This window comes from Sabulibacter ruber, from assembly GCF_017355955.1.
GTDB lineage: Bacteria > Bacteroidota > Bacteroidia > Cytophagales > Hymenobacteraceae > Nibribacter > Nibribacter ruber_A.
Genome location: NZ_JAFFID010000075.1, coordinates 1 through 309, shown reverse-complemented (window position 1 = coordinate 309; position 309 = coordinate 1). Strand labels below are relative to the sequence as shown.

At 71.5% G+C, this 309-nt stretch carries 1 protein-coding gene; it reads left to right on the top strand.

The features are described 5' to 3' along the window. Positions 1-24: 24 nt before the first annotated feature. Positions 25-309, top strand: a 285-nt coding sequence (locus JT719_RS24510) for a hypothetical protein (RefSeq protein ID WP_207436412.1), incomplete at its 3' end; no start/stop codon positions are given.

The window sequence follows — 309 nt, the reverse complement described above, 5'->3', positions numbered from 1 at the left end:
AGTGGAAGCACGAGGGAGATTCCGATGATTGCCGATCCGGCCCCGGCGGGCGCCCGGTGGCGGGCGATGGAAGCGGCCGATATCGACCGCGTGCTGCGCGTCGCGGACATCGTCCACCTCGACTATCCGGAGGGGCGCGAGGTCTATGAAGAGCGCATGGCGCTGTTCCCCCTGGGCTGCCGCGTCGCCGAACGGGGGGGTGCCGTCATCGGCTATGCCGTGCTGCATCCGGGCCGGCTCGGCGCGCCGCCTCCGCTCGTCTCCAGGCTGGGGGCGCTTCCCGACCCGGCCGACTGCCTCTACATCCAC